Raw genomic sequence first — 25,690 nt, 5'->3', positions numbered from 1 at the left:
TGCGATCGGCCAAGCGCCGCTGCAGGCGGGCGGCCTGCTGCCCAGCGTCCCCCGGAGGACACCCCGAAGTTCCTGCACCGACTATCACGAGAGATCACAGAATGAGCGAACACATGCACACCCTGACCGCACCTGTCCTCGACGGCGTTGCCGACTGGTTCAAGTCCTCCTACAGCGACAACGGCGTCAACTGCGTCGAGGCCGCCGACCTGACTCGGACCGACCACCGCGGCGTCGCCGTGCGTGACTCCAAGGACCCCGACGGCCCGGCGCTGCTGTTCACGCCGGAGGCGTTCGCCTCGTTCGTCGCCGACGTGCGGGACGGCCGGTTCGACGTCTGACCGGTGATCCCGTTCAGCTCGACTCCGCACTTGAGATCGCCGTCCTCCGCTGGGAGCGGGGGACGGCGACGTGGGCCGTCCGTCAGTCGATCCGGCGGGCGGGCCGGCCCATGGCGATCAGGTCGAGGTCGACCTTGCCTTCGGCGACCATCTGGCGCATCTGCTCGATCGCCGCGGCGCGTCGCCGCTGGTCGGAGTCGGCGTCTGCGTCGGCTTTGATCTCGATCGCGGTTCGAGTCAACGAAGGACCCTTCCGGGCGGCGGATATCTGCTCTCGGATTCAGGATGGCAGGTTGCGGAGGACGCCGCTGTCAGCGGGTGGGGGCGGTGATCAGGCGCCAGGCGTTGGGGTGGGCCGTCCAGGTGCGCTGGCGGACCGGGGGGCTCAGGAGGGCGTCCGCGCGGTAGCGGAAGTCGCTGCCCCAGACCCGTACGCTACGGGCCTGGGCGTGCAGCGGGGCGTGGTCGCCGCGGGGGCGGACCACGACCTGGGCCAGCCCGCTCGCCGGGTCCGCGATGACCCGGACCTGCGCCGCCGGGCGGTCGAGGTCCGCCAGCAGCACGCCGTCCGCCTCGACGCGCAGCCGGAAGCCGTTCTCCAGAGCCGGGTCGGCGTCGTCCTCCGCGGGGTCCACGTCGGCCACGTCGTACGGGGCCGGCGCCCACCCCGGGACGTCGTCCTCCTCCGCGCCGGGACCGCCCGGCGGCGTCCGCCCCGCTCCGTCCGCGCCGCCCGACTCCCAGCCCCCCGTGGCGTCCTCCGCGCCCCACTGCGTCACCACCGCCGGCGCCGGGCCCGGCACGCGCCCGCCCCCGTTCCGCTGCCCCACCGCCCGCGCGGCCAGCGCCCGCAGGCCCGCCGCCGGGGTCCATCGCCGCCCGGGGGAGCCGGTCGCACCGCCGCCGGCCGAGGAGCCCGCCGAGCCGGCGCCCGCCGAGCCGGCGCCCGCCGAGCCGGCGCCGCCCGCGCCCGGGCCGCCCCCCGTCGCGCCGCCGCCCCGCCGCGTCCGCCGCGCCGGATCCCCGGGGCCGCCCGGACCGCCGAGCCTGCCGAACCCGCCCGCACCGGTCGCCCCGGCACCGGCCACCCCGGTACCACCCGACCCGGTACCACCCGACCCCGCACCGCCCCGACCCGCATCCGCCAAACCCGCCCCCGCGCCGCCCAGGCCCCCGCCCTCCAGACCCCCGCCGTCCAGACCCGTCCCGTCCACCCCCGCGCCGTCCAGGCCCACGCCCGTCCCCGCCCACGCCGCCGCCGGCAGCCGCAGGGCGTCCAGCACCACCCCGCCGCCGTCGTCCACCAGCAGCCCCAGCCGGCGCTCCTCGCCGGCCAGCACCGTCCGCGCCGCCGTCACCGTGCCCGTCGGCACCCCCAGCGTCGCCGCCAGCGCCCGCGCCGTACCCACCGGCACCAGCGACAGCGGCGCGTCCGCCAGCGTCTCCTGCCGGCGCAGCTCGCTCACCACCCGCAGGAACGCCCGGTCGTCACCGATGACCACCGGCCGCCGCCCGCCCCGGCGGGCCAGCGCACGCGCCAGCTCCGCCGCGCTCTCCGGCAGGCAGATCTTCGTGGCCGCCGCCGCGGAGAGCACGTCCCTCGCGATCCGTACCGCTTCCCCGTCCGCCCGCCGTGCAGCGGGGTCGATGAGCACGAGCAGTGAGCGCCCGGTGGGGTCTGGAGCCGACACCACGGTCCTTCCTCAGGTAATCTCTCGGTGCAAGAGCCCCTGTCGCACTTGTGCCAGGGGCTTCGTCTATCCGGGGCCCGGTCCGATCCCCGGTGCACGGCGCACCGCACGTTGGACATGCCCCGCCCGGAAGGGGTGTACGCCTGTGCCCGCACTTGTGCTGCTCGGTGCTCAGTGGGGTGACGAAGGCAAGGGGAAGGCCACCGATCTGCTCGGCGGCTCGGTGGACTACGTGGCGCGGTTCCAGGGCGGGAACAACGCCGGGCACACGGTGGTGGTCGGCGACCAGACGTACGCGCTGCACCTGCTGCCGTCGGGCATCCTGTCGCCCGGCTGCACGCCGGTCATCGGCAACGGCGTCGTCGTCGACCCCGAGGTGCTGCTCGGCGAGCTGAGCGCGCTGCAGGAGCGCGGCGTGGACACGTCCAAGCTGCTCCTCAGCGGCAACGCCCACCTCATCACCCCGTACCACACCGACCTCGACAAGGTGACGGAGAGGTTCCTCGGCAAGCGGAAGATCGGCACGACCGGCCGCGGCATCGGCCCGGCCTACGCCGACAAGATCAACCGCGTCGGGATCCGGGTGCAGGACCTCTTCGACGAGTCGATCCTGCGGCAGAAGGTCGACGCGGCGCTGGACCAGAAGAACCAGATCCTCGCCAAGCTCTACAACCGCCGCGCCATCCGCCCCGACGCCGTCGTCGATCAGCTCCTCGGCTACGCGGACCGGCTCCGCCCGTACGTCGCCGACACCACCCTCGTCCTCAACGAGGCCATCGACGACGGGAAGGTCGTCCTCTTCGAGGGCGGGCAGGGCACGCTCCTCGACGTCGACCACGGCACGTACCCCTTCGTCACCTCGTCCAACCCGACCGCGGGGGGCGCCTGTACGGGAACCGGCGTCGGCCCCACTCGGATCAGCCGGGTCATCGGCATCCTCAAGGCGTACACAACGCGCGTCGGCGCCGGACCGTTCCCGACCGAGCTGCTCGACGAGGACGGCGACCGGCTGCGCACCATCGGCGGCGAGCGCGGCGTGACCACCGGCCGGGACCGGCGCTGCGGCTGGTTCGACGCGGTGATCGCCCGCTACGCCACCCGCGTCAACGGCCTGACGGACTTCTTCCTCACCAAGCTCGACGTGCTCACCGGCTGGGAGCGGATCCCGGTCTGCGTCGCGTACGACATCGAAGGCCGCCGCGTCACCGAACTGCCGTACAGCCAGACCGACTTCCACCACGCCACGCCGGTGTACGAGATGCTGCCGGGCTGGTCCGAGGACATCTCGAAGGCCACCACCTTCGAGGAGCTGCCGAAGAACGCGCAGGCGTACGTCAAGGCGCTGGAGGAGATGTCGGGCGCCCCGATCTCGGCGATCGGCGTCGGTCCCGGCCGGAACGAGACGATCCAGATCAACTCGTTCCTCTGAGCCCTCAGCTTGTTCTTCAACCTCGGTAGTTGCGGAGTGCCTGCCGGGCTGGGGCCGCCCGCGGAGGGCGCGGATCCAGCCGAGTACCGCAGCCCTACCCTTCGCGGAAACGACACCATTCCATGATACATTTTGGTGTCACTCTAAGGGGAAGGGGAGTTGCCGATGACGCGAACCATGATCGACTTGGATGACGCGATGGTCAGCCGAGCTAAAGAGATCTACGGCACAAAGACCAAGGCCGCTGCCGTACGGGCTGCCGTAGAGGACGCCGTCAAGCGACACCTGCGCCAGCAGTTCATCGACGCCGTCAAATCCGGCGAACTTGATTTCAGCGAGATCGTCGAGGAGACGAAGGTGGCGACCCCGGCCAGGGGTGCGAAGGCCGCCTGAGTGAGCGCCCCGTTCATTGCCGACAAGTCCGCACTGGCCCGCTGGCACCGGCCGTTGATCGCCGCCGCCCTCGATCCGCTCCATGAACGCGGGCTGCTGGCGATCTGCCCCGCCGTGGAGTACGAGCTCATGTTCAGCATTCGCGGGAAGACCGAAGCCCCCGCCGTCGCCGAGTGGCTCCGCGGCTTCGACTACTTCTACTGCGATGACTGGGTCTTCGACCGAGCACTTGAGGTGCAGCGCGCAGCGATCGAGCGCGGCTTCCACCGAGCCCTGTCCCTCCCGGACCTGCTCGTCGCCGCGACCGCAGAGCGCAACAACGCGATCGTGCTCCACCACGACGCCGACTACGACATGATCGCCGACATCACCGGGCAGCGCTGCCAATGGGTCGTGGAACCCGGAACTGCCGACTAGGTGTACTTGGCCGTCAGGTTGGTGAACCACCGGCGCCTGCCTGCCGCGCCCAAGTCGTTAAGCTCAGACCCTTGCCTTGAGGCGCTGGTCCTGCAGCGTCGTCAACTGCTGCACCGTGAGCAGCGCCAGCACGCTCGTCACGATCAGCACCACCGAGAACAGCAGGTCGACCAGCACGAGCTGGATCGCCGAGTCGATCGGGCTGCCGACCTCCCAGTCCTCCGCGGCGGCCACCGCGAAGACCATCACGGCAATCCACGCCGTCCACCAGGAGTACAGCATTCCCTTCCCGTACGACACGGGCCGCGGGCCGTAGCCGGCGGGCGGCCGTGCGTGCTGCGGGAACGGGCTGCTGACCCGGAAGATGTCGTTGGCTATCTGCAGGGGGAACCACAGCTGGGTGACCGGGATGAACCAGGCGCCGATGGCCATCCCGTCGGAGTAGCGCACCTGGCCGGGGGCGAACACCTCGGAGTTCTTGCGCAGCCGGTAGAACCAGACGCACCACAGCACGGCGCACGCCGTGAAGATGAGGAAGTTGCCGACGGCGAAGTTCTCCATCCGGTCGAAGTTCCGGGCCATGGACCAGGTGCTGGCGCCGTCCTCGCTCATCATCATGAGGATGCCGATCTCCGCGAGGCCCTGGACGAAGACGTACGCCGCGTAGACGCCCAGCAGCACCTGCAGCGCCGTGGCGACGGGCCGCACCGCGCGCGGCATGCCGGGCATGCCGGGCATGCCCGCCCCCGGGTACGGGGTCTGCCACCCGGTCTGGCCGTACGGGGGCGGCGGCGTGCGGTAGGGCTGGTGCGCGGTGGGCGGGATCGGCGGGGTGCCGTACGCGGGGCGGTGCTGCTGCGGCGGGGTGCCGTACTGCTGGTGCGGGGGCCGCATGCCCGTGTGCGCGTACGGGCCCGGGGTGCCCGGGGCCGCGCCCGTCAGCGGCGGCCCGTACGCCGGGGCGGCGGGCGCGGCGCCGGTGGCGACCCCGCCCGCGGCGAACCCGCCGGCGCCGCCCGCGGCGCCGTGCGGCGTCTCGGCGTCCAGCAGCTCCACCGCCCGCCGCGCCAGCAGCTCCAGCAGCGCCCCCGGCAGCCACGGCCTGAGCCGCGTCGCCTCCTCGGTGAGCGCCACCAGCTCCGCCACCTGCGGCCGGGCGGCCGGGTCCTTGGCGAGACAGCGCTCGATCAGCGTGCGCAACTCGCCCTCGATGCCCGACAGTTCCGGCTCCTCGGCGGCGATACGGAACATCAGCGCGTGCGCGCCGCTGTCCTGCGTACCGAACGGCATCCGCCCGGTCGCCGCGAACGCCAGCACCGCGCCCAGGCAGAACACGTCGCTGGCCGCCGTGACCCGCTCGCCGCGCACCTGCTCCGGCGACATGAAGCCGGGCGAGCCGATGACGGCGCCGGTGCGGGTGAGCCCGTCGCCGGCGGCGGTGACCGAGTCCAGCGCGCGGGCGATGCCGAAGTCGATGACGCGCGGCCCGTCGATGGTGACGAGGACATTGGACGGCTTGAGGTCGCGGTGGACGAGCCCGGCGGCGTGGATCGCCTGCAGCGCCCGCGCCAGCCCGCCGGCGAGCGCGCGCACGGAGGCGTCGGGCAGCGGGCCGTGGTCCCTGGCGATGACCTCGTGCAGCGAGGGCCCGGCGACGTACCCGGTGGCGACCCACGGCATCGCGGCGCGGGTGTCGGCGTCGAGCACGGGCGCCGTCCACTCGCCGCCCACCAGCCGCGCGGCGGTGATCTCCTGCGTGAACCGGCGCCGGAACTCCGGCTCGCGCGCCAGCTCGGCCTTCACCAGCTTCACCGCGGCGGTCCGGCCGCGCTCGGAGCGGGCGAGGTAGACGCGCCCCATGCCGCCCTCGCCGAGCCGTCCGAGCAGTTGGTACGAGCCGACGCGGCGCGGATCGTCCGGTCCGAGGCTGTCCATGCAGCCCCCCTTCCCCCTCGTCGGGCGAGCTTATTGTGTCGGGTCGGCCGGCGAGCCGTCCGCCCTCGTGTAGTGCCGGATGCGCTGCTCGCCGCCGAGGAACTGGCGGTCCAGCACGGAGCCGTCGGCGGTCGCCTGCACCGCGGACGGGAACCCGGGGATGCACGCCCCGCCGAGCTGGCCGGAGCCGTCGCCGGTGTCGAGGTCGTCGCCGGTGCCGTCGCCGGTGCCGTCGCCGGTGTCTTCGCCCGTGTCCGCGGCGCCCGCCTCCTCCGGGCCCGATACCGAGGTGAGCTCGGACGGGCCGAGCAGCACGCGGCCGTCGCGTGCGTCGACGCCGACGAAGTCGGCCCTGGCCCGGCAGGTGCCGCCGCCGTCGGTACGGGTGGTGAAGTGCACGGCGGCGTCCCCGGGCGCGGCCTGCTCCACCCGCATGACCTGGGTGCCCGAGCCGGCGGGCCGCTGCCAGCTGCCCAGCAGCTCGCGGGGGACGCGGAGGTCGCGCGGCTCGACCTTCGCCAGTTCGCCGCTGCGGCCGTCGGCCGCGCGCCAGCGCAGCGCGCCCTGGCTCTGCACGTACGTGAGGGTGTGCCCGCTGACCGCGGTGCACTCGCCGGCGGGGGCGGCCTCGACGACCTTGGTGTCCAGGCGCAGCTGCCCGTTACCGGCGGTGCTGAGCCGGGCCTCGCTGGTGCACTGGGACTCGGCGCTGAGCACGATGCTGGTGGCGACGACGTCGCCCTGCTGGCCGCGGCGGATCGTGAACTGCCGGTAGACGTTGGTGGGTTGGCCGTCGCGGAGCTGGGGGCCGAGCCAGCTGCCGATGTAGCGGGCGGGCACGTCGGAGCTGCCGGTCTCGGCGCCGCCGTTGCCGCCGTCGCCCTGGGTGACGGCCAGCGCCACGGGCAGGGCGACGCCTGCGGCGAGGAGGAGGGCGAGGGCGGTGAGGAGCCGGACCCGGCGGGGCCGGCGCGGGCGGCGGGGCGGTTCGTCGGCGGGTCCGTGGCCGGCGGAGGAGTGCGCAACGCCCCGCGTCTCGTACATCCGCGTCTGCCCGGGGCGTGCCCCGTCCCCGGAGGGCTGCAGCGCGATCACGGTGTGCCGGTCGGTGACGGCCTCGGGCGACGTCTCGGTGGGCTGCTCGGCGGGCCGCTCGGCCACGGGGCCCACGCCCGCGCCGGTCGACGCTTCAGCTCCGCCCACCGGCACCCCGTACGGCCCCTCCGTCCCGGTGGGCGTGTCCGTATCCAGCAGCCGCACCGCCTGGCGGCCCAGGTCGGCGATCAGCGGGGCCGGGAGCCAGGCGCCCTCCGGCTCCGGCGGGCCCGTCAGCCTGGCGATCTGCTCCGGGGTCAGCCGCTCCGCCGGGAGCTTGGCCAGGCAGCCGGATATGAGCCCGTGCAGCGCCGGGTCCGTCACCCCCGCCAGGTCCGGTTCCTCCTGCACCACGCGGAACATCACCGCGTGCATCCCGGACGAAGTCGACCCGAACGGCGCCCGCCCCGTCGCCGCGTACGCCAGCAGCCCGCCCACGCAGAACACGTCGCTCGCCGCCGAGACGTCCTCCCCGATGATCTGCTCCGGGGACATGAAGCTCGGCGACCCCACCACGATCCCGGTGCGCGTGACCGTGCCGTCGGACAGCGAGTCCAGCGCACGGGCGATGCCGAAGTCGATGACGCGCGGCCCCTCGATGGTGACCAGCACGTTGCCCGGCTTGAGGTCGCGGTGCACGAGCCCGGCCGCGTGGACGTCGCCGAGCGCGGAGGCCAGCCCGTACGCGAGCGTGAACAGCGACGCCCGCGGCAGCGGCCCGTACCGCTCGACGACCTCCTGCAGCGTCGGCCCGGCGACGTACCCGGTGGCCACCCACGGCACCGGCGCCTCGGTGTCGGAGTCGAGCACGGGCGCCGTCCACCGGCCGCCGACGCGGGCCGCGGCGCGCACCTCCGTACGGAAGCGGGCGCGGAACTCCTCCTCGACGGCCAGCTCCGGCTTGACCAGCTTGACGGCCACCGTTCTGCCGCCCGCGGTCCGGCCCAGGTAGACCCGGCCCATGCCGCCGCTGCCGAGCTTGCCGAGCAGCCGGTACGCGCCTATCTGTTGCGGATCCTGCGGCGTCAGCGGTTCCACGCTCTCCATTCCCGTAACCCCCCGGTCTACCCGGAGAGCGTAGGCGGTGAACGGGGGTGGGGATGAGGGGGGCCGGGGATCTCGTTGCCGGGCTGTCACACCATCGTCGTGGGGCGGTGATCTCGGCGGGGGGCGGATCAGCGGCGGGTACGGGCCGTGCGGGACCCCGGCGCCGCCGGGTCCGGGGTGGCTTTCCCGGCCCCTTCTCCGGACGGCGATCCGGTCGCTGACGTGGTCGCTCCACCGGTCTCCGCGGTGCCGCCCGCGACCTCCCCGGCCTCCCTGACCTCCCCGGCCTCCCCGGCCTCCCCGACCTCCCCGGCCTCCGCGTCCTCCGCCGCCTCCGCGTCCTCCGCCTGCAGCGCCTCCATCGCCGCCGACAGCCGCCGCAGCGCCGCCAGCGTCTCCCGGAACCGCTCCTCGCCGCCGAGCCGGTGCGCGAGCCGGGCGGCGAACTCCGCGTGCCCCGGGCCCAGTCGCGCCAGCGCCCGGCGGCCCGCGGGGGTGGGGCGGAGCAGCTTGGCGCGGCGGTGGGCGGGGTTCGGTTCGTACGCCGCGAGCCCTCGCTCCACCAGCACGTCGGCGAGGCGCTGCACGCTCTGCCGGGCGACGCCCATGGCGCGCGCGACGCCGGCGACGGGCAGCGGCTCGAAGTACACGGCGTACAGCACCTGCCAGCGGGACGCGGTCAGCCCGGCGGGGCCGGCCAACTGGTCGCCGCGGGCGAGGAACTGGCCGTTGAGGCGGAAGGAGGCGGTGGCGACGCCGTCGAGGAGGGCGGGGGTGCCGAGGGCCGTCAGGTCCTCCTCGTCCGATACGCCATCCCGTACGCCGTCCGGTACGCCCCCGCCCGTCGCGCCCCCGTCCGTCGCGCGGCTGCCCGTCGCGCCCCCGCCCCGCGTGCCCCCGCCCGCCGCTGCGTCGCTTTTCGGCCGGTTACGCGCCGGCCCCTGCTCCGGCCGCCCCGTCCGCCCCGTCTCCCCTGTCTGCCCCGTCATCGGGCCTGCGCCTCCATCAGCACCGGGAACGCGCTCGGGTCGGACGCGCCGAACAGCCGCACCCAGGCGTCCAGCACCTCCGGCTCGTGCAGGCCGAGCACCCGGAACACCTCGCGCGCGAACGCGACCGGCTCCGTCGGCCCCGCCGTGACCAGCCCGTCGCCGGTGACCGCGGCCGCCTCGACGTAGCGCGCCTGCCCGCCGTACCCGGGCTGGGCGCCGACGTACTCGGCCACCGCGCTCGTGTGCGTACGGTCGTCCAGCAGCCCCTCCCGGGCGAGGCCGGCGACCGCGCCGCAGATCGCCGCCACCGGTACGCCCGCGGCCAGGAACTCGCGGGCCTTGCGGGCGTACGGCGCCAGCTCGTCGCCCGTGTCCCACAGGGTGGCGCCCGGCATGATCAGCAGCGCGCTGTCCTCGGGGCGCAGGTCGTCCAGCGCCAGGTCGGGCAGGATGCGCACGCCGCCTGCCGTGGTCACGGCGCGGCCGGCCTCGGGGCCGACGGTGACGATCTCGTACGTGTCGCGGGGCGGGCGGTGAAACGACGTGTCGCGGATGTGAGCGACGGCGTGCCCCGTCTCCCAGTCGGCGAGCGTGTCGTAGACGGCCAGGTGAACGTTTCTGCGGGTCATGGTGCCTCCTTCGTCGTATGACAGCATGCTGTCAATAAGACACCATGCTGTCAACCGGTGCGGGCCGCTGCGCTTATCGTGTGGGGGCATCCCCCATCAGGAAGGGCCACCGCATGACCCCCGCAGGCGCCGTGGTCCGGCGCGACACGCTGCGTGCACAGATCGCCGACGCCCTGCGCGACGAGATCCTGGCCGGCCGGCTCGCGGCCGGGCAGAACATCACGGTCGGCGAGATAGCGGAGCAGTACGGGGTCTCCGCGACCCCCGTACGCGAAGCCCTGGTCGACCTCTCCGCCCAGGGGCTGCTCGACGTCGAGCAGCACCGCGGCTACCGCGTGCACGCCTTCACCCTCGACGACTTCCGCGCCATGGCCGACGCCCGCACCGTCGTCCAGCTGGGCGTCTTCCGTGCCGATCCGCCGCACATCATCGACCCCGCGCCGGCCGCCCTGACCGCGATGCGGCGCCGCGGCGAGGAGGCGGAGCGGGCGGCGAAGGCCGGCGACCTCGACGTGCTCGTCCACTACGACCTGCGCTTCTGGCGCGAGATCACCTCCCTGATCGGCAACGTCTACATCACCGAGTTCCTGGAGCGGGTGCGGGTGCACTGCTGGGTTTTCGCGGTGCCGCACCTGCGGAGGGCGAGCGAGGGCTGCGTGCCCGACACGTTCTGGCAGGGGCACATGCAGCTCGTCGAGGCCATAGAGCGGCGCGACGTGGCCGCCGCCGAGGCGGTCGTACGCACGTACAACCGGCACTCCCTGGAGCTGATCGAGCGCCTCGCGAGCGGCTGACGCCCTGATCGGGGGCGGCCGACCGCCTGATCCGGAGCGGCCGGCGGCCCGATCTCGCGTGGCACGGTGGCCGAGACCCGGCGGGGGCGGGCGCGGCACCCGGCCGGGGGGTGCTGCCGGGCCGCGGTCAGCGGTTACGCTGAGCCGGACCGCGCAGTTAAGGAGCGTCCCGCTTGGCCTGCGACCTGTGGCTGGTGCCCCTCGTCGACGTGCTGTGCCACAGCCCCGACAACCCCTTCGCCGAGGAGATCGCCGCCTACGACGCCGCGCTGGCGCAGGCGGGGCTGCCGCCGGTGCCCGTGCAGAGCTATATGCCGGGACTGTCCGGGGACGTCGCCCCGGTCGCCGGCTTCGACTACGACGCCCTCCACTTCCTGCGCCGCGCGTACCTGCTGCAGCTGTGCGGTCTCGAAGTCACGCCGGTCGGCGAGCTGGGCGGGGACTACGAGCAGCTGCTGGAGATGTTCGAGTCTACGGCGCAGCAGTCGCACCTGGTCTGGCACTACGACCACGCCGGCGCGTACGTCCCCGTCGACTTCCCGCATCCGCTCGTCACGGACGAGCTGCTCGCGGGCGGCGGGCCGCTGGGCTCGGCGCAGGGCCTCGTGCGCGAACTCGTCGCCGTCGCCCCGGCGATCGGCATCGACCCGGACAACCCGCCGCCGGCCCCGGCCCCGCCGCCGGGGCCGACGGAGCTGTCGGAGCCGGCGGCGACCGCGCCGGCGGACGGCGGGGAGTTCGCGCAGGAGCGGCACGTGTGGCTGGGGCTGCACGCGGCGGCGACGCGGAGCCTGGCGCAGGGCTCGATGATCGTCTTCAGCTGACGGCCCGCGGTCCGGCCGCGGGGCTGCCTGCCGTCACGGGGCCACCGGCCGCCGTGGAGTGCGGTCTTGGGATGCCGTCTTGGGATGCGGACTTGGGGTGCGGCCCGTAGCCCCCTGGCCCTTCGCCGCGGGGCTACGGGCCGTGGCGTACGCCCCGCCGCGCGATGACGCGTTCGCAGCCGCCTCAACCGTCCATGTCACAGGTGTTGACGCCGGGGACGGGAGGGGCCATTCTCGCCGCTACGAAATCTCGTATTGCGTCTGATATCTCGAACATCATGAGCGAGCCGCTCGCATTCCTCCGGGACGGGGAGAGCGGCAGGGCAGGACCGTCGAACCGGTTCGAAACCCGACCCCCGCGCGGTGGCGGTGTCGAACCGGTTCGCCCCCCATGACGACTCACAGGGAGCAGTGACGATGGTGAGTACGAGAGCGACACGGGCCCGGCCCGCGCTGCGCGCGGCGCTGGCCGCCGCCGTGGGCGCGGCCCTGCTGACCGCGGGCCTCGGCACGCCCGGCGCGTCCGCCGCCGAAGGCGAGTTGACCGTCGACCTGGCGACGGACACCGGCCCGTTCCACGGCGGCGCCGCCGGCACCCTCTACGGCCTCTACGGCCAGGACGTCCCGACGAACAATCTCATCGAGGGCATGAACCTGCGGACCGTCTCCACCAAGGCGCAGGACGGCCCGCAGCACCCGGGCGCGGACGCGCTCGAAGTGGTCAAGCCGCTCGCGGACTCCACCGACGGCGACGTCTACATCTACATGACCGACATCCACCGCGGTTTCCCCTACCAGTGGGAGGGCGGCACCCCGCAGGAGAAGGTGCGGATCTACCGGGAGAAGATCGCCGAGCAGGTCGACCAGGTCCTTCAACTGCCCGAGGAGTACCGGGACAACATCGTCTTCGTGCCGTTCAACGAGCCCGAGGGCAACATGTTCGGCACCGGCGAGTGGAGTTACGACGGCACCAGCTGGCGCACCGACCCCACGGCGTACTTCGCCACCTGGGACGACTACTACCGGCTGATCAAGGGGAAGATCCCGGACGCCCGTATCGCCGGGCCCAACACCAGCGTCCTGTACGACGAGGTCCGGGGCTTCCTGCGGCACACGATCGAGGCCGGCACCGTCCCGGACGTCGTCACCTGGCACGAGCTGAGCCATCCCGAGCAGGTGCGCACGAGCGTCGCGAAGTACCGCGCCTGGGAGCGGGAGATCTTCGCCGGCACGCCGTACGAGGACAGGACGCCGCTGCCGGTCAACGTCAACGAGTACGCCTTCAACTACCACACCTCCGTCCCGGGCCAGATGATCCAGTGGATCTCCGCGATCGAGGAGTCGAAGGTCGACGCCGACATGGCGTACTGGAACATCGACGGCAACCTCTCCGACTCGGCCGTGCAGTCGAACCGCGGCAACGGCCAGTGGTGGCTGTTCAACGCCTACGGCGCCATGTCCGGGAACACCGTCGAGGTCACCCCGCCGTCGCCCGGCCAGAACTACACGATGCAGGGCGTCGCCACCCTCGACCGGGAGAAGCGGCAGGCCCGGGCGCTGTTCGGCGGCTCGGACGGTACGGGCCTCATCCGCTTCGACAACGTGCCCGCGGACGTCTTCGGCGACACCGTGCACGCCTGGGTCCGGGAGATCCCGTGGACCGGCCAGGTCGGCGACTCCGACCGCCCGGACGTCGTCGCCGAGACCGACCTGGAGGTGACGGACGGTGCGGTCGAGTTCGACTTCGGCGGCGGCGGCCTGCCGGAGCTGAAGGAGTCGTCCGCGTACGAGATCGTCCTCACCCCGGCCGGCGCCGGCGACCAGACGTCCTCCCCGCGCACCCTCTGGCAGGGCAGCTACGAGGCCGAGGACGCCGCGTACACCGGCTCGGGCTACAGCAGGAACGGGCCCGAGGGCTCGCCGGAGGACGTGTCGAAGTTCTACACCTCCGGCGGCTACGACGTCGGCGGCCTCCGGTCCGGCTCGGACGGGCGGCTTGACTTCACCGTCGACGTGCCCGAGGACGGCACGTACGACCTCAGCGTCTTCGCCAACTCCCTCAACACCTACGATCTCGTACGGGAACAGGGGCCGACGAACGTGTTCCTCCGCGTCGACGGCGCGGCCGAGCAGGAGCTGCACCTGCCGCTCGGGTACAAGTGGGTGGTCTGGGACCACGCCGACACCACCGTCGAGCTGACCGAGGGCGAGCACACCCTCTCCCTCGCCGCGCAGAGCCTCGACGGCGGCAAGGCCACCAAGGGCGACGCGATCATCGACCGCATCACCCTCTCCCGGCCCGCCCCCGAGGCCGACCGCGCGGTCTACGAGGGCGAGCTGGCCGCCTTCGACGGCGGCGGCCCTGTCTACGACGTGCCGCAGGACGGCGGCACCTCCGGCTCCGGCGCGGCGCGGCTCGCCGCGGGCGAGAGCGCGACCTTCTGGGTCTACTCGGCGGCCGACGCCGAGGCCACCCTCGACGCCGCCGTCCTCGGCGACGGGCAGTCCCGCCTCGCCGTCAACGGCCAGGACGTGCGGGACGTGACGCCGGCGTCGGGGGAGGCGGCCGTCTCCCTCTCCGGCGGGGTCAACAAGGTCACCGTCACCGGCACCGCCGGCACCACGCTGGTCGACCACCTCGCCGTCACCCCGGGCACCGGGGCGCTGCCGGCGCGGGAGTACCAGGCGGAGGACGCGGAGCTGGCCGGTACGGCCGCGGCGGCCGACCTCTCCCTCGCCGACGGCGGCAAGGCGGTGCAGGGCGTCGGCGGCGAGCCGGGCAACGGCAACACCGCCACCTTCCGCGTCACCGCCGACACGGCCGGCCTGTACGCCATGCGCGTCCGGTACGCCAACCCCGAGCAGTCCGAGGCCACGCACTACAACCCCGACCCGCTCGTGCGGCACGCCGACGTGTCCGTCAACGGCGGCGAGGAGCGGCGCGTGACGTTCCCGCACTCGTTCCACGAGAACAACTTCTGGGAGCTGACCGTGCCGGTACGGCTGGAGCAGGGCGACAACGCGATCTCCTTCCGCTCCGCGGAGCTGCCGAACTTCGACGGCGAGTCGTACGCCTCCGACACCTGGCCCGGGATCCTGCTGCGTTCGCAGTACGCGCCCGTGCTCGACAAGGTCACGCTCGCGCCGTTCGCGGCCGAGCGGCCGTAAGCGCCGCCCCGGCACCACGCAGCCCGCAGCACACGCACACGCAGCACCCGCAGCACCCGCAGCACACGCAGCAAGGGAGTCCGAGTGGTCACGATCGGCGACATCGCACGCAGCGCCGGCGTATCCCGCAGCACCGCCTCGTACGCGCTGTCCGGCAAGCGGTCCATCTCCGCGGAGGTCCGGCAGCGGGTGGCCGACGCGGCGCGGGAACTGGGCTACACGCCCAACGCCGGTGCCCGGGCACTGGCCACCGCGGAGACCATGGTCATCGGACTGCTCGCCCAGTTCTACGAGGACGAGTTCGCCCCGGCCATGCTCCAGTACATGCTGGGCGTCTCCGACACCGCCCGCGAGCTGGGGTACGACACGCTGCTCGTCACCGAGGCGGACGGGGCCCGGGCGCTGCGCCGGATCACGGACTCCCGGATGGTCGACGGCGTCGTCCTGCTCAACGTCGCGCAGGACGACGCCCGGCTGCCGCTGCTGCGGGACGCGCCCCAGCCCGGCGCGCTCGTCGGGCTGCCCGGCGACCCGTCCGGCGTCGACGTCTTCGACCTCGACTTCGCCGCGGCCGGGCGGGCGATGGTCGACCACATGCACCGGCTGCGCCACCGCGAGCTGATCCTCGTCTCGCAGCCGGAGCACGTGGTCGAGCGGGGCGGCGCGTACGTGTGGCGGCTGCAGGACGCGGTGGTGCAGCAGGCGCGGGCCCGCGGCATCGGGCTGCACGCGGCCTTCGGCCCGTCCCGCCAGCCCGACGTCGGCCGGCACCTGCACGCGCTGCTCGACGCCCACCCGGCCGCGACCGGGCTGCTGCTCAACAACGAGGCCGCCGCCGCGGCCCTGCCGTCCGTGCTGCACGCCCGCGGCCTTCAGGCGCCGCGGGACCTGTCGGTCGTGGGCCGCTACTCCGACGAGTTCGCCCGCACCTTCTCCCTTCCGTTCACGTCCATCGAATCCGCTCCCGACCTGCTGGGCGAGCTGGCCGTACGCCACCTCGTCCGCCGGATCGCCGACCCCCTGGCCCGGCATGAGCCGCACGTGCTGCGGCTCATGCCGCCCGCACTCGTCGACCGGGGCAGCACCGGCGAACCGCCTGCCGCCCCCGGCACACCACCAGTTCCGCACGGCCAAGGAGGAAGACCGTGATATCCCTGTCCACCCCGGTCCGCGCAGCCGGCGTCCTGGGCGCCGCGCTCCTCGTCATGACGGCGCCCGCCGCCTGCTCGTCGAACACCGGCGGCACCGGCGGCGACCAGTCCTCCGACACCTTCACGTGGTGGGATCCCTACCCGCAGCACGACAAGAGTTCCGACTGGGCGAAGCGGGTGGCCGAGTGCGGTGACGAGGCCGGCGTGACCATCAAACGCACCGCGTACGACACCACCGCACTGACCAACCAGGCGCTGCTCGCCGCCCAGGAGGGCACCGCGCCGGACGTCATCCTGATCGACAACCCGGCCGTCTCCACCCTCGCCGACACCGGGATGCTCACCACGATGGACGAGTTCGGCCTCGACACCGCGGGTGTCGACGAGAACCTGCTCGCGGCGGGCGTCGTCGACGACAAGGCGTACGGCATCCCGATCGGCGCCAACACCCTCGGCCTCTACTACAACGAGGACGTCCTCGACGACGCCGGCGTCGACCCCGCCTCGCTCAAGGACTGGGACGCGCTCACCGCCGCGCTGAAGAAGGTCACCGACGCCGGGCACAAGGGCATCACCTTCGCCGGCACCAACACCGAGGAGGGTTCCTTCCAGTTCCTGCCCTGGTTCTGGGGCGCGGACGCGGACCTGCGCGATCTCGACTCGGCGCAGGCCGCCTCGGCGCTGGAGCTGTGGACCGGCTGGCTGGACAAGGGCTACGCGCCCAACTCGGTGATCAGCAACTCCCAGAACACCACCTGGGAGGAGTTCCTCACCGGCGACTTCGGCTTCGCCGTGAACGGCACCTGGCAGGTCAACAGCGCCGCCGAGGCGGACTTCCCCGCCGGCGTCGTACAGATCCCCGGCCGGGACGGCGGCGTGGCACCGACCCCGACCGGCGGCGAGTTCATCACCGCCCCCGTACAGGACGACACGTCCCGGTACGACGTCACCAAGCAGATCGTCGAGTGCATGACCACACCCGAGGGCATGGTGCAGACGGCGACGACCTTCGCGTACTACATCCCGCCCACGAAAGCGGGGCAGGAGCAACTGCTCAAGGAGAACGCCGACCTCAAGCCGTGGGTCGACGCGGTACGCACCGCCCGCGGCCGTACCGGCGACAACCTCGGCACCGACTACCCGAAGATCTCCGAGCCGCTGTGGACCGCCGTGCAGAAGGCACTCAGCGGGTCCGCGAGCCCCGCCGAGGCGCTGCGCGAGGCCCAGTCCACCGCCGAGGACGAGGCCGGCTGACCGCCGCCCGGGGAGTCGCACCCATGGAGACCACCACCTCGGCCGCGCCACGGGCCGCGAACCCGGGCGGCGGCGCGGCGCCGGCCGGGCCGGGGAAGCCGGCCGCCGCCCGCCGACGGGGGCGCGGGCGCTCGACGCAGTGGGCCGCGTTCGCGTTCCTCGTCCCGCTCCTCGCGTACCTGCTGGCCTTCTACGCCTACCCGCTCTACCGGAACGTCGACCTCAGCCTGCACGAGTACACCGTCCGCTCCTTCGTGCAGGGTGGCGCCGAGTTCACCGGGCTCGCCAACTACCGCGACGTGGTCGGTGCCGACGAGTTCGGCACCGCGCTGCGCAACACGCTCGTCTTCACCTTCGTCTCGATCGCCGCGCAGTACGCCATCGGACTGGCGCTCGCGGTCTTCTTCCGCGCGAACTTCCGGCTCTCCGGGCTGCTGCGCGGCATGTTCCTGATCCCGTGGCTGCTGCCGCTGATCGTCTCGGGCTCCACTTGGGCGTGGATGCTGAACAGCGACAACGGGATCGTCAACGCCGCCCTGGAGGCGTTCGGCATCGGGCAGATCAACTGGCTGACCGACCCCGGCTGGGCGCTCACCTCCGTGATCGTCGCGAACATCTGGCTCGGCATCCCGTTCAACCTCGTCATCCTCTACTCCGGGCTGCAGAACATCCCCGACGAGCTGTACGAGGCGGCGGCGCTGGACGGCGCGAACGCCTGGCAGCAGTTCTGGCGGGTGACCTTCCCGCTGCTGCGCCCGGTCTCCGCGATCACCCTGCTGCTCGGCCTCGTCTACACGCTCAAGGTCGTCGACGTCATCTGGATCATGACGACCGGCGGCCCCGGCACCTCCTCCACCACGCTCGCCGTCTGGTCCTACCGCGAGGCGTTCGGCACCGGGCTGCCCGACTTCTCGCCCGCCGCCACCATCGGGAACCTGCTCATCTTCATCGCCCTGGCCTTCGGTCTCCTCTACATCCGCCTTGAGCGCCGGGAGCGCAGGTGGGAGGCATGATGACGACGCACAGGACCCGGCGCCGCGGCAGCCGGTGGAAGACGGCGCTCGGCGTCTTCTTCACGGCTGTGATGCTCTTTCCCGTCTACTGGATGGTCAACGTCTCCCTGACGAAGACCGGCGACATGCGGGCCGACCCGCCGCACTGGTTCCCCTGGGACCCGACGTTCGACGGCTACGCCGACGTGCTGCGCGACCAGCTGCCGGCGCTGACGACCAGTCTCGCCATCGGCCTCGGCTGCGTGGCGCTCACCCTCGCCGTCTCCGCGCCCGCCGCGTACTCGCTCGCCAAGCTGCGCCCGCGCGGCGCGACCGGCCTGTCCTTCGTGCTGCTGGCCGCGCAGATGATCCCCAGCGTGGTCATGGCGATCGGCTTCTACGCCGTCTACGTGCGGCTCGGCTGGCTCAACTCCGTCTGGGGCCTGGTCCTCGCCGACTCCACCATCGCCGTGCCGTTCGGCGTCATGGTGCTGACCGCCTTCATGTCCGGCATCCCGCAGGAGCTGATGCACGCCGCGAAGATCGACGGGGCCGGCGCCTGGCGCACCTTCGTCTCCGTGGTCCTGCCGCTGAGCCGCAACGCCGCGCTGACCGTGTCGCTGTTCGCGTTCCTGTGGGCGTGGTCGGACTTCATCTTCGCCTCCACCCTCAGCCGCAACGCCGACGCGATCCCCATCACCCTCGGCATCTACTCCTACATAGGCAACAACACCACCGAGTGGAACTCGATCATGGCGACGGCCGTCGTCGCGTCCGTGCCCGCGGCCGTGCTGCTCGTCGTCGCCCAGCGCTTCGTCGCCGGCGGGGTCACCGCGGGCGCCGTCAAGGACTGACTGAGAGGAACCGGCTGTGAGCAACCCAGATGCGAGGAACCCGGCTGTGAGGAACCCGCGTACATGGTGAGCTTCCGACCGACCCCGACCGGCATCGAGATCCGCCACCGGCACGAAGTGCTGACCGTCCAGGCGTGGGGCGCCGACAGCGTCCGCGTACGGGCGGCGCAGTTCCGGCTCCCGGTGGAGAGCCACGGCGCGCTCGCCGAGCCGCCGCCGTCCGACCGCCCCCGCGTCAGCGTGGACGCGGACGGCGACCGCGCCGTCCTCGTCCACGGCGAGCTGACCGTCACCGCCGGGTTCGACCGCCGCGCCGCGTACCCCGAGCCGCTGCTCACCTTCTCCCGCACGAGCACCGGCGCCGAGCTGCTGGCCGAGAGCCGGGAGCACTTCTGGCTGCCCGGCGCCCGCGTCTTCCGCGGCGACGGCAGCGGCGCGTACGAGATCCACCAGCAGTTCGCCGCGTACGACGGCGAGCGGCTCTACGGCATGGGCCAGCGGACCCACGGCCGGCTCGACCTCAAGGGCCTGGCCCTGGACCTCGTGCACCGCAACGGCGAGGTGTCCATCCCGTTCGTGCTCTCCAGCCGCGGCTACGGGCTGCTGTGGAACCTGCCCGCGGTGGGCCGCGCCGAGTTCGCGGAGAACGCCACCCGCTGGCAGGCCGGCCGCGCCCGGGAGATCGACTACTGGCTCACCGCCGCGCCGACCCCCGCATCGATCCTCGCCCGGTACGCCGACGCCACCGGCCACCCGCCCGAGCTGCCGCGCTGGGCGTCCGGCTTCTGGCAGTCCAAGCTGCGCTACCGGGACCAGGACGAGCTGCTCGCCGTCGCCCGCGAGCACCGCCGCCGCGGCCTGCCGCTGTCCGTCATCGTCGCCGACTACTTCCACTGGCCGGCGATGGGCGACTACCGCTTCGATCCCGCCGAGTGGCCCGACCCCAAGGCGATGGTCGACGAGCTGGCCGAGCAGGGCGTGGAGCTGATGGTCTCCGTCTGGCCCACCGTCTCGCCGCTCGCCGGCTCCTACCCCGACTACCGCGACCGCGGCCTGCTCGCGGGCACCGCGCAGGGCGTGGAGTGCCACCAGACCATCCAGGACAAGGGCATGACCGTGCCGATGCCCGTGGCCTTCTACGACCCGACCAATCCCGAGACGCGGGCGTACGTGTGGGAGCAGGTCCGGCGCGGCTACCGCGACCTCGGCATCCGGGTCTTCTGGCTGGACGCCTGCGAGCCCGAGCTGAACCCCGCCCAGCCGGAGAACCTCGCCCTGTACGCCGGGCCGGGCGCGGAGACCGCCGGCGTCTACCCGCGCGACAACGCCCGCCTGTTCGCCGAGGGCCTGGCGGCCGACGGTGCCGGGCCGACCGTGCTGCTGTGCCGCTCCGCGTGGGCGGGCGCGCAGAAGTACGGCGCCGCGCTCTGGTCCGGCGACATCCCCGCCACCTGGACCTCGCTGCGGCAGCAGATACGCGCCGGCCTCGCCGTCGCGCTCTCCGGCATCCCCTGGTGGACCACCGACATCGGCGGCTTCCACGGCGGCGACGCCCGCGACCCGGCGTACCGGGAGCTGATGATCCGCTGGTTCCAGTTCGGCGTCTTCTGCCCGCTGTTCCGGCTGCACGGCGACCGCGAACCGCGCACCCCCACCTCGTACGCGCAGACCGGCGGCCCCAACGAGGTGTGGTCCTACGGTGAGGAGGCGTACGGGATCATCGCCGGGCTGCTGCACCTGCGCGAGCGGCTGCGCCCGTACCTGCACGAGCAGGCGGACGTCGCCGCCCGCACCGGCCTGCCCCCGATGAGGCCGCTCTTCGTCGACTTCCCCGACGACCCGCGCGCGTGGCCGGTCGACGACGCCTTCCTCTTCGGCCCCGACGTGCTCGTCGCGCCGGTCGCCGAGGCGGGGCAGCGCGCCCGGGAGGTGTACCTGCCCGCCGGCGCCCACTGGGTCTGCGCGGCCACCGGCGAGACGTACGAAGGCGGCGGCACGGTCACCGCCGCCGCCCCCCTCGACCGGATCCCCGTCTTCACCCGCGAAGGCGCCGACGTGCCGCTGGGCGCGGGCGGTTCGGCGGCGACCCCGTGAAGGAGAGCACACGGGTGGCCCGGACGACCGGCGGCACCGATCCCACGGGCGGCCGGCCGGTCGTCCCGACCCGCGGCGAACGGCGGCCACTGGGGCTCGCGGAGGTGACGCTCACGCCCGGCGGGTTCTGGCCGGGTCTGCAGGAGACCAACGCGGCGGCCACGCTGCCGCACTGCGAGGAGTGGCTGGAGCGGCTCGGCTGGCTGGCGAACTTCGACCGCGTCGCCGCCGGCGGGCCGGGCGCGGACCGTACCGGCTGGTCCTTCGCCGACTCCGAGGTCTACAAGCTCGTCGAGGCGCTGGCCTGGGAGTACGGGCGTACCGGCGACCCCGGCTGCGACGCCGCCGTACGACGCCTCACCGCGCGCATCGCCCCCGCCCAGGACCCGGACGGCTACCTGAACACGAGCTACGGCCACCCCGGCCGCCCACCGCGCTACAGCGACCTGGAGTTCGGCCACGAGCTGTACTGCACCGGGCACCTGCTGCAGGCCGCCGTCGCCCGGCTGCGCACCGCCGGCGCGGACGACCTCGTCGCCGTCGCCCGCCGCGCCGCCGACCACGTCTGCGCCGTCTTCGGCCCCGAGGGCCTGACAGGCGTCTGCGGCCACCCCGAGATCGAGGCCGGCCTCGCCGAACTGGGCCGCGCCCTCGGCGAGCCCGCCTACGTCGACCAGGCGCGGCTCTTCCTCGACCGCCGCGGCCACCGCACCCTGAAGGTGCCCTTCGGCATCGGCAGCGCCGGCTACTTCCAGGACGACGTGCCGGTCCGCGAGGCCGGCACCTGGCGCGGCCACGCCGTGCGCCAGCTGTACCTGGCGGCCGGCGCCGTGGACGTGGGCGTCGAGCACGACGACCGCGAACTGGTCGCCGCCGTCGAGCGGCAGTGGACCCGTGCCGTGGCCCGGCGCACGCACCTGACCGGCGGCATGGGCTCCCGGCACCAGGACGAGGGCTTCGGCGAGGACTGGGAGCTGCCGCCGGACCGCGCGTACTGCGAGACCTGCGCGGGCGTGGCGTCCGTGATGGTGTCCTGGCGACTGCACCTGGCCACCGGCGAGATGCGTTACGCCGACCTGATGGAGCGCACGTTCTTCAACGTCGTCGCCACGTCGCCGCGCGCCGACGGCCGGGCGTTCTTCTACGCCAACCCCCTCCAGCAGCGCGTGCGGGGCGAGGCCGGCGCGGGCGGCGTGGCCAGCGCGGGCGGCGTGGCCAGCGAGGCCGGCGCGGCCGGCGCGGCTGGCGAGGCCGGCGCGGCCGGCGCCGATGGCGGGGTCAGCCCGCGCGCCGCGGGCGGCACCCGGGCGGCCTGGTTCGACGTCTCGTGCTGCCCCACCAACGTCGCCCGCACCCTGGCCGCCTGGCACACGTACCTGGCCACGGCCGGACGGCGGGAGCTGACGGTGCTGCAGTACGCGAGCGGCCGGATCGCCGCGGAGCTGGGCGACGGACGGACGGTCGCCGTGGACGTGGAGACGGCGTACCCGGCGGACGGACTGGTGACGATCCGGGTGGTGGACGCTCCCGCCGGCGCGGTGGCGCTGCGGCTGCGCGTGCCCGCGTGGGCCCGCGGCGCGGTGCTCCACGAGGGCGGCGGGCGCCGCCCGGTGGGCCCGGGCGCGGCGGTGGTGGACCGCGAGCTGGTGCCGGGCGAGGAGATCCGCCTGCAACTCCCCGTAGCCCCCCGCTTCACCTGGCCGGACCCCCGCATCGACGCCCTCCGCGGCTGCGTCGCGGTCGAGCGCGGCCCGCTGGTGTACTGCGCCGAGTCGGTCGACCTGCCGGACGGGCTCGCCCTGGACGACGTACGGGTCGACACCGCCGCCGCTCCGCTGGACCGGGACGGCACGGTCCTCATCCGCACCCTGCCCCGGCGGGTTGGCCCGCCCGGCACCGAGGCGCGGTGGCCCTACGGCCCGGACCCCGGCGCGCCGGCGCCGCCGGTGCCGCCGGGGCGGCCCGCCGCGGAGCTGGCGCTGCTCCCGTACCACCGCTGGGCGGAGCGCGGCCCGTGCGCCATGCGCGTCTGGCTCCCCACGGCGCCGGCGGGCCCGGCCTGAGCGGTCCGACCGGCCGCCCCCGGTCCGTACCACCGCGGACCGCCCGGACCGGGGACGACCTCTGCTGCCCGGTGGGTCAACGGCCCGGAGGTTCCGGGGGGCGTTGGCGCGGCATCGTGGGGCGCAGGCCCGCCGGGGGGAGCGGGGCGCGGGCCTGGGGCTGGGGCACGGGGCAGCGGGCCCACGCCGGCGACTGCGTCGCCAGCGCCGCGCGCCCGCCGCCGAACGCCACCATCCAGTCCGCGGTCTCGGCCCGTACCAGCTCGGTCACGTCCTCCGTGAAGCGCCGCAGCACCACCAGGCACCGCTCCGCCGCCTCGCTCGCCGTGCCCTCCGCTGGGCCCAGCACCTCCCGTACCGACTCCGACGCCCAGTCGAACTGCAGCGTCTCCAGCCGCCGTTGCACCGCCTGCGCCGTGGCCACGTCGCGCATCCAGCCCGACGTCAGCCCGAAGACCCGGTCCACCGCCAGGCACGCCAGCGCCGCGAACAGCGCCACGAACGCCCAGCCGGTGAAGCCGTCCGGCACGGTCTCCGTCAGGTCGAGCACCGGCAGCGCCGCGCCCGCCGCCGCGCACACCGCGGCCCCGGTGCGCAGCGCCCGCGCCGCGCGGCGCTTGACGCGGCGGGCGGCGAGGTACGAGCGCGCGGTGCGCAGCGCGCCCTCCTCGGCCCACAGGTACAGCTCGTCCAGCCGCTTGGCCGGGTCGCCCCAGTCGCCGAGCGGGAAGGGCCGGGCGAGCAGGTCGCCGGGCCGCTCTCCGGGACGGCCGGGACGGCCGAGGCCGCCGGTGCCGCCGGGGTCGCCGGGACCGCCGGGGCCGTACGGCATGGCGGCGTCGGCCGCGCCGCTCGCGCCGCCCGCGCGGGCGGCCCGGCTCCTGCGGCCGAACCGGCCGCGACCGCCCCGGCCGTCGCCGCCGTCGCGGCTGACGCCGGTCACGGGGCCGGTCGTCCGGGTCTCCTCCGAGTGGTTCACGTGGGGCTCCTCGCTCGAACTCTCGCTGCTTCTGGCCTGCGCTGTGTGGCGCATGTGGTGCATGTGACGTGTGATGACTGGGCAATCGGATGGTGCGCCCGCGGCGGCCTTCTTACCGCCGAACGAGGGGACACGGGCCGAAAATGGCGTTATTTACCCTCGTAAGGAGTGGTTGATCGGGTATGGGGGCGAACCGGCCGTCACCCGGACGGTGGCCCCCGATCGGCCCGCTAGGCTGACCCCGTGAAGGTCCTCGTCATCGGCGGCGGCGCCCGCGAACACGCCCTGTGCCACGCCCTCTCCCTCGACCCCGGCGTCCGCGAGCTGCACTGCGCGCCCGGCAACGCCGGCATCGCCGCGGTCGCCCGGCTGCACGCCGTCGACGCGCTCGACGGTGCCGCCGTCGCCGCGCTCGCCGCCGGCCTCGGCGCGGACCTCGTCGTCGTCGGCCCGGAGGCGCCGCTCGTCGCCGGTGTCGCCGACGCCGTACGGGCGCGCGGCATCGACTGCTTCGGACCGGGCGCCGCGGCCGCCCGGCTGGAGGGGTCGAAGGCGTTCGCGAAGGACGTGATGGCCGAGGCCGACGTGCCGACCGCCCGCGCCTACGTCTGCACCACCCCCGAGCAGGCCGACACCGCGCTCGACGCCTTCGGCCCGCCGTACGTCGTCAAGGACGACGGGCTCGCGGCCGGCAAGGGCGTCGTGGTCACCGAGGACCTGGCGGCGGCCCGCGCGCACGCGCGCGCCTGCACCGCCGCCGGGCAGGTGGTGATCGAGGAGTTCCTCGACGGACCCGAGGTGTCCCTCTTCGCGGTCACCGACGGCGAGAGCGTCGTACCGCTGTCGCCCGCCCAGGACTTCAAGCGCGCGTACGACGGCGACGCCGGCCCGAACACCGGCGGCATGGGCGCGTACTCGCCGCTGCCGTGGGCCGACCCGAAGCTCGTCGACGAGGTCGTCGAAACCGTGTTGCAGCCGACGGTCGACGAGATGCGCCGCCGCGGCACGCCCTTCGCCGGGCTGCTGTACGCGGGGCTGGCGCTGACCTCGCGCGGCGTGCGGGTGGTGGAGTTCAACGCCCGCTTCGGCGACCCCGAGACCCAGGCCGTGCTGGCCCGGCTGCGCACGCCGCTCGCCGGGCTGCTCCGGGCCGCCGCCCAGGGCCGGCTCGCCACGTTCCCGCCGCTGGTGTGGAGCGACGACGCGGCCGTCACCGTCGTCCTCGCCGCCCGGGACTACCCGGCGAAGCCGCGTACCGGCGACGTCATCACCGGCCTGGACGCCGTCGAGGCCGCGGACGCCCCCGACGCCTACGTGCTGCACGCCGGTACCAAGCTCGACGGCTCCGGCCGCGTCGTCAGCGCCGGCGGCCGGGTGCTGTGCGTCACCGCCGTCGGCGCGGACCTCGCCGTCGCGCGCGACCGCGCCTACGAGGCGATTCGGCGGATCGGGCTGGACGGTTCGCACTACCGCGGAGACATCGCCGCGCGCGCCGCGGAGGCCGCCGCCCAGTGAAATTTCGCGGCGTCCCGACCTTTACCCAAGGCC

General features: G+C 73.9%; 20 protein-coding genes and 1 pseudogene. 14 read left to right on the top strand and 7 right to left on the bottom strand.

The window, feature by feature from the left end:
- Positions 1-101: 101 nt before the first annotated feature.
- Entirely contained in the window at positions 102-341 is a 240-nt protein-coding gene (locus T328_RS19490; RefSeq protein WP_496497366.1) for a DUF397 domain-containing protein, read from the top strand.
- 82 nt (positions 342-423) lie between these two features.
- On the opposite strand, the gene T328_RS19485 is transcribed toward T328_RS19490, so the two are convergent.
- Together T328_RS19485 and T328_RS19480 are read right to left on the bottom strand one after the other, a co-directional pair.
- On the bottom strand, positions 424-582 hold the full coding sequence (locus tag T328_RS19485; protein WP_496497365.1) for a hypothetical protein: 159 nt from the start codon (positions 580-582) through the stop codon (positions 424-426).
- Positions 583-652: 70 nt separating this feature from the next.
- Positions 653-2,032, bottom strand: a complete 1,380-nt coding sequence (locus tag T328_RS19480) for a diacylglycerol kinase family protein (protein WP_496497364.1) — start codon at positions 2,030-2,032, stop codon at positions 653-655.
- Between the two features lie 145 nt (positions 2,033-2,177).
- Between T328_RS19480 and T328_RS19475 the strand changes: the two genes are divergently transcribed.
- The 3 genes from T328_RS19475 to T328_RS19465 all read left to right on the top strand — a co-directional run bounded on the left by T328_RS19475 (position 2,178) and on the right by T328_RS19465 (position 4,271).
- Positions 2,178-3,461, top strand: a complete 1,284-nt coding sequence (locus T328_RS19475) for an adenylosuccinate synthase (protein WP_496497363.1) — start codon at positions 2,178-2,180, stop codon at positions 3,459-3,461.
- 165 nt (positions 3,462-3,626) lie between these two features.
- Positions 3,627-3,854: a type II toxin-antitoxin system VapB family antitoxin gene (locus T328_RS19470; protein ID WP_496497362.1), complete on the top strand. Its 228-nt coding sequence runs from the start codon at positions 3,627-3,629 to the stop codon at positions 3,852-3,854.
- Positions 3,855-4,271: a PIN domain nuclease gene (locus T328_RS19465; RefSeq protein WP_496497361.1), complete on the top strand. Its 417-nt coding sequence runs from the start codon at positions 3,855-3,857 to the stop codon at positions 4,269-4,271. It begins immediately after the preceding gene.
- A gap of 63 nt (positions 4,272-4,334) precedes the next feature.
- Here T328_RS19465 and T328_RS19460 read toward each other — a convergent pair whose 3' ends face one another.
- The 4 genes and pseudogenes from T328_RS19460 to T328_RS19445 all read right to left on the bottom strand — a co-directional run bounded on the left by T328_RS19460 (position 4,335) and on the right by T328_RS19445 (position 9,969).
- Complete coding sequence (locus tag T328_RS19460; RefSeq protein ID WP_496497360.1) at positions 4,335-6,206, bottom strand: protein kinase domain-containing protein; 1,872 nt, start codon at positions 6,204-6,206, stop codon at positions 4,335-4,337.
- 30 nt (positions 6,207-6,236) lie between these two features.
- Positions 6,237-8,348: a serine/threonine-protein kinase gene (locus T328_RS19455; RefSeq protein WP_496497359.1), complete on the bottom strand. Its 2,112-nt coding sequence runs from the start codon at positions 8,346-8,348 to the stop codon at positions 6,237-6,239.
- A gap of 272 nt (positions 8,349-8,620) precedes the next feature.
- Positions 8,621-9,139 (bottom strand): annotated as a pseudogene (locus T328_RS19450) (MarR family winged helix-turn-helix transcriptional regulator); the annotation flags it as partial.
- 194 nt (positions 9,140-9,333) lie between these two features.
- Positions 9,334-9,969, bottom strand: a complete 636-nt coding sequence (locus T328_RS19445; RefSeq protein ID WP_496497358.1) for a DJ-1/PfpI family protein — start codon at positions 9,967-9,969, stop codon at positions 9,334-9,336.
- A 113-nt stretch (positions 9,970-10,082) separates the two neighbouring features.
- Between T328_RS19445 and T328_RS19440 the strand changes: the two genes are divergently transcribed.
- The 9 genes from T328_RS19440 (at position 10,083) to T328_RS19400 (ending at position 23,163) form a co-directional block, all read left to right on the top strand.
- Positions 10,083-10,763 (top strand): GntR family transcriptional regulator, encoded by a 681-nt coding sequence (locus tag T328_RS19440; RefSeq protein WP_496497357.1) that lies wholly within the window; start codon positions 10,083-10,085, stop codon positions 10,761-10,763.
- Positions 10,764-10,936: 173 nt separating this feature from the next.
- Entirely contained in the window at positions 10,937-11,587 is a 651-nt protein-coding gene (locus T328_RS19435; RefSeq protein ID WP_496497356.1) for a putative DNA-mimic protein, read from the top strand.
- Positions 11,588-12,004: 417 nt separating this feature from the next.
- Complete coding sequence (locus tag T328_RS19430; protein ID WP_496497355.1) at positions 12,005-14,755, top strand: cellulosome protein; 2,751 nt, start codon at positions 12,005-12,007, stop codon at positions 14,753-14,755.
- Positions 14,756-14,839: 84 nt separating this feature from the next.
- Positions 14,840-15,904 (top strand): LacI family DNA-binding transcriptional regulator, encoded by a 1,065-nt coding sequence (locus T328_RS19425; protein WP_496497354.1) that lies wholly within the window; start codon positions 14,840-14,842, stop codon positions 15,902-15,904.
- Positions 15,901-17,160 carry a sugar ABC transporter substrate-binding protein gene (locus T328_RS19420; protein WP_496497353.1) on the top strand — a complete coding sequence of 420 codons (1,260 nt, stop codon included), beginning with the start codon at positions 15,901-15,903 and terminating at the stop codon, positions 17,158-17,160. Before T328_RS19425 ends, T328_RS19420 begins: the two co-directional genes overlap by 4 nt.
- A 23-nt stretch (positions 17,161-17,183) precedes the next feature.
- Positions 17,184-18,173: a carbohydrate ABC transporter permease gene (locus tag T328_RS19415; RefSeq protein ID WP_496497352.1), complete on the top strand. Its 990-nt coding sequence runs from the start codon at positions 17,184-17,186 to the stop codon at positions 18,171-18,173.
- Positions 18,173-19,006 carry a carbohydrate ABC transporter permease gene (locus tag T328_RS19410; RefSeq protein ID WP_496497503.1) on the top strand — a complete coding sequence of 278 codons (834 nt, stop codon included), beginning with the start codon at positions 18,173-18,175 and terminating at the stop codon, positions 19,004-19,006. Before T328_RS19415 ends, T328_RS19410 begins: the two co-directional genes overlap by 1 nt.
- Positions 19,007-19,069: 63 nt before the next feature.
- Positions 19,070-21,100, top strand: coding sequence for a glycoside hydrolase family 31 protein (locus tag T328_RS19405; RefSeq protein ID WP_496497351.1), 2,031 nt, complete (start codon positions 19,070-19,072; stop codon positions 21,098-21,100).
- 14 nt (positions 21,101-21,114) lie between these two features.
- Entirely contained in the window at positions 21,115-23,163 is a 2,049-nt protein-coding gene (locus T328_RS19400; RefSeq protein ID WP_496497350.1) for a glycoside hydrolase family 127 protein, read from the top strand.
- Positions 23,164-23,239: 76 nt separating this feature from the next.
- Here the strand turns inward: T328_RS19400 and T328_RS19395 are convergent, their stop codons facing one another.
- Positions 23,240-24,142: an SLATT domain-containing protein gene (locus T328_RS19395; RefSeq protein ID WP_496497349.1), complete on the bottom strand. Its 903-nt coding sequence runs from the start codon at positions 24,140-24,142 to the stop codon at positions 23,240-23,242.
- 243 nt (positions 24,143-24,385) lie between these two features.
- On the opposite strand from T328_RS19395, the gene purD reads away from it, so the two are divergent.
- Complete coding sequence (purD, locus tag T328_RS19390) at positions 24,386-25,657, top strand: phosphoribosylamine--glycine ligase (RefSeq protein WP_496497348.1); 1,272 nt, start codon at positions 24,386-24,388, stop codon at positions 25,655-25,657.
- Positions 25,658-25,690: the final 33 nt, after the last annotated feature.

It is taken from the genome of Streptomyces sp. CNX435 (assembly GCF_059570575.1).
This window is presented reverse-complemented; position numbering and strand designations above follow the sequence as displayed.